We start from the raw sequence: 3,230 nt of genomic DNA, 5'->3' as shown, positions 1-3,230 counted from the left end.
CAATTATTCTTTTCGAACTATCCCAACAACCCACATACTTAAGGCGCCTTCTCAAGGTACCCCCGTCATAAATTCGGCCCAAGTTATAAGATCGTGGCGGGTAATCACCCCAATAAGCTGTTTCTTTTCATCAACAACGAATATTCCGCGGAGTACTGGTTTCTCAGCAAAGCTTTTAATTACCTCCTCCACTGGAGTACCTTTTTCAACTATTAGGGAATACATCTTGGGATTGTAAGCGTCTTTAACTCTAAGAGAAATCATAAATTTTCTCCCCATACATATCTATGATTCAACACATTAGTGAGGAATTTGTTAATTTGAAATATATTTATAGAATATTCACTTTTTATTCTCTTAGGACTTACGCAGTTGGGTGGGTATTTGTGTGTGGTTGGTGATGGGATTGCCCGAGTTTGCCTTCTTTTTATATTTCAGCCTTTTTTAGCTCTTTCTTTGAGAGGTGTGTATTAAAAATTCTGGTTTTCACCAATCCAAGGCAAAAGAGGAGAGTTCGACGCCACCACATGCCCAGTTAACCTACAAACAGCCCTCAACTGCGTAACTCCTATCTCTTTTAAATCTGACTTATTTTTAATTTATTTCAGAGAAACAAGTCGCTATTATGTTCGTTTTCTACTCGATTTAACGTAAATATAAAGCCACAATTTGAAAATATGTATGCCATCAGATTAAACCAATCTTTAATAATTCTTTTTCAATAAAACAGATTTTATTCATGTTCTGAGGAGTACTTTTTGAATAAAAATTCAACAACGATAAAAATTTATACGAGTATAAAGAAAAGCCTATCATTTTAGATTCGCAGAGGTATTTTGAGAATGGGTGAAGAATCGGGTTCGCATCAACTGTTGATAATTAACTTGTTAACAACATTCGTGAGTATTCTATTAATAGTGGCCTTCATATTAGCTTGGATATATAACCCGTATTATATTACTTATATCCAACAAATACATTTATTTAGTTGGATGAGCTGGGGTTATTCCATATCTTTCGAACTAATACGTAATATCGCATGGACAAACTGGTTACTCAACCCCGCAAGAATAGAAATAATAAAATACACTGCTTGGACAATATGGATATACAATGTTGTGGTCCTTGAACTGTTATATTATATTGGATATATTTTATGGGTAGTAGCTGTTGTCTTCATGCTACTGCCTATCTCTGTTTTTCACAGAAAGGGTGGAGTGCCAAAGGGAAAAGGCTATTATGATACTACGGTTCTCGTGGAAAGCGGAATCTACTCTGTTGTTCGGCATCCGCAATATACGGGTGTAGCAGTATTGTGCTTGGTACCGATTTGTCTTGGCCTGTATTGGTTGCTCGCGCTAATTGGGATTGCGTGCATGGTAATATGCTACTGGTTCACAAGACTAGAGGATAGGAGCAATGTTGAAAAGTTTGGTAAAGCCTATGAAAGCTATATGCAGTCTGTGCCGGCGATGAATTTTCTGGTTGGAGTGATACGTCTTCTAAGACATTAAAAGGTGGAATAAAAACTTCTAAATTCTGAATCTTATATTGACTCCCGCCTTTTTTAATCTGGATAAAGTGTTGGGGTAAGGATCAATAACCTCCTCTTCTAAGTTTCTAGCTAAATCCCTGCTGATTCCCGCCAGCTTCTCCAATAACTGCTGTCTCTCTTTGGAAGGCATAATTCGAGGGTCGGTCATGGCTGCGCAGTGAAAACTAACCCTGTGATCCCAAAGGTTTTGAATTGCCCTAAAAGGAAATTCGAAACTATCAGCCATCGCGCCTGTTCTCCATGAGAAGCCCTCCGCGTTGCCTGCCTTCAGAGAAACCCTCAAGTAAACCTTCTTAAACTTACTAATCTGCTCCACATAATCCTCATCCACTCCCAGAATCGTTCCATTGGTTTCCAGAATGAAAAGTGAAAACTCGGAATCCTCCACCAGCCCTAAAAGCTCAACCAAGTGTCGCTTGCCCAGTGTGGGTTCTGCGCCCGAAATCCTAATTTTACTCACTCCCTTCCTCCGTGCCGCTCCGGCTAGACTCTCAAAAGCCTCCTCGGGAGAATAGAATTTTCCATAGCTTTCAGGAAAATCCCGCGACTCGTCGCTCCAGCAGTAAAAGCACCGAAAATTGCAGCCCACCGTGTAACCAGTTGAAATTCCACGGTAAACCCTCACCACGTAGAAATCGGTGTACTTTCTTTTGTTGTCCTTCACAACGATTTGTTCTGTTTTCTTGGCAAGTCCAATGGGATCGAATGGGACGAAATCTTTTGTTACGTATCTAGGATAAACAGAATCTGCACCCATTAACTGTCCTCAACTTTTAACTTCCTATATATGTAGGTAATGAACTTGAAACCTTATTAATAAAACTAAATAACAGTAATTATTTCCTTAAATTAGCATAAATTTTGAAAAATTTTTACACGCACCGATAATTTTTAGATCCACTAGGCGCTGTTTATTTCTTATTATTCTTTTTTTAAAATGGAAAGATTTATAGATTTAGATTTTTTACCTAAACTACCATTAATTCATTTCTTAGAATAGATTTAAGGGAGGCCGCTTTTTTGAAGCAGGTTAGGTTTGGAATTGTGGGTTGTGGAGCAGCAGCGGCGCACCACGCTGTTGCGTGTAGAGAGATCAGCGATAAAGTCAAATTGGTAGCGGCTTACGATGCTAATGAAAAAAGAGCCAAAATATTAGCTAAGACTCATGGCATGGAACCCTGTGAATCCTACCAAAGTCTGCTCGCTAGAAATGATGCGGATGCTGTAATTGTTGCTTTGCCTCATTATCTTCACTCTGAGGTCACTATTGCTGCCTGTGAGGCTGGAAAACATGTGCTGTGTGAAAAACCTATGGCTCCCACTCTTGAAGAATGTGATGCAATGATAGGTGCCGCAAAGAAGAATGGAGTGAAGTTTATGATTGCTGAGAACCACCGCTTTCTACCAGCACATGTGCTAATTCATGATTACGTTTCGAGGGGAATGATTGGTAGGGTTCACAACAGTAGAAAGATTTAATGATAAATAATACCATTCTTGGACTTTAATCGTGAACCTAAACATCCGCAGAGATGTCCAATACAAGGCTACAACCATATGCCCACGAGAACCAAGTCGGCAATCAGCGTGGAGAACAAAAATCCGCTAAAAGGAACCACTGCTGGGCAAAGAAAAGGTTTCCTTCCAAAGGCGGACCACGGCTTAAACGCTGCCT

The 3,230-nt window shown here is 39.7% G+C and carries 4 protein-coding genes; 2 read left to right on the top strand and 2 right to left on the bottom strand.

Annotation, left to right across the window (positions count from 1 at the left end):
- Positions 1–51: 51 nt before the first annotated feature.
- Positions 52–264, bottom strand: a complete 213-nt coding sequence (locus ACUVXA_RS18700) for a CBS domain-containing protein (RefSeq protein ID WP_445872805.1) — start codon at positions 262–264, stop codon at positions 52–54.
- Positions 265–842: 578 nt separating this feature from the next.
- Between ACUVXA_RS18700 and ACUVXA_RS18695 the strand changes: the two genes are divergently transcribed.
- Entirely contained in the window at positions 843–1,514 is a 672-nt protein-coding gene (locus tag ACUVXA_RS18695) for a methyltransferase family protein (RefSeq protein ID WP_445872804.1), read from the top strand.
- An 18-nt stretch (positions 1,515–1,532) separates the two neighbouring features.
- Here the strand turns inward: ACUVXA_RS18695 and ACUVXA_RS18690 are convergent, their stop codons facing one another.
- Positions 1,533–2,312 (bottom strand): radical SAM protein, encoded by a 780-nt coding sequence (locus ACUVXA_RS18690; RefSeq protein WP_445872803.1) that lies wholly within the window; start codon positions 2,310–2,312, stop codon positions 1,533–1,535.
- A gap of 263 nt (positions 2,313–2,575) precedes the next feature.
- Between ACUVXA_RS18690 and ACUVXA_RS18685 the strand changes: the two genes are divergently transcribed.
- Positions 2,576–3,034, top strand: coding sequence for a Gfo/Idh/MocA family protein (locus ACUVXA_RS18685; protein WP_445872802.1), 459 nt, complete (start codon positions 2,576–2,578; stop codon positions 3,032–3,034).
- Positions 3,035–3,230 lie beyond the last annotated feature (196 nt).

This window comes from Candidatus Jordarchaeum sp. (assembly GCF_052745115.1).
This window is presented reverse-complemented; position numbering and strand designations above follow the sequence as displayed.